Source organism: Paenibacillus sp. A3 (genome assembly GCF_001399685.1).
In the GTDB taxonomy this organism is placed as follows: Bacteria; Bacillota; Bacilli; order Paenibacillales; family NBRC-103111; genus Paenibacillus_G.
Map to the genome: position 1 here is coordinate 1 of NZ_JTHN01000387.1, position 783 is coordinate 783.

Here is a 783-nt window from a genome sequence, read left to right on the forward strand (position 1 = left end):
CCGCAATGCGGTATTGACGGTAGACAGCTTTAAAGAATGGATCCGCAAACTCGCACTGATGGGGCTCAATTCGATGGTTCTTTACATGGAAGACGTGTATGAGCTGGAAGGCGAGCCTTATTTCGGCTACATGCGGGGGAGATATTCGTTCACCGAGTTGAAAGCGATTGACGACTACGCCGATATCTTTGGCATCGAAGCTTATCCCAGCATCCAGACTTACGCGCATCTGGAGGAATTTTTGAAATGGGAGCAGGCGGCCCACTACCGGGACACGAGGGGCGTGCTGCTGTCCGATTACGAGCCGACGTACGAGCTGATTGAAAAAATGCTTGCAGCTGCAACCGCCCCGTTTCGCAGTAAAAAGGTGAATATTGGCATGGACGAGGCAGAGGAGCTGGGAAGGGGGAAATACCTGGACCGTTTCGGTTACAAGGACCGGTTCGACGTGATGATACAGCACTTGTCCAAGGTGCGCCAAATTGCGCACAAGCTTGGCTTGGAGCCATGCATGTACGGAGATATGTTCTTGAAGATGGCTTCCAAGGCCGAGGGCGATCATTACGTGTTCGTGAAAAACGTGGAACTTCCCGAGGAAATGGTGAGCTTGATTCCGAACGACGTCCGGTTAGTTTACTGGGACTTTTTCCATACGGAAGAAAAAGACTACTCGTATCTGATTGACATCCATCGTCAATTGGGCCGGGGTCAACATCCGATTTTCCTTGGCGGCATCTGGACGTGGAACTGCTTCGGCACGAACTACGGGCTTTCTTTGAAAAC

General features: G+C 51.3%; 1 pseudogene. It reads left to right on the forward strand.

Features of this window, described 5'->3' with window-relative positions:
* Positions 1 to 783 (forward strand): annotated as a pseudogene (locus tag QJ48_RS37870) (beta-N-acetylhexosaminidase); the annotation flags it as partial.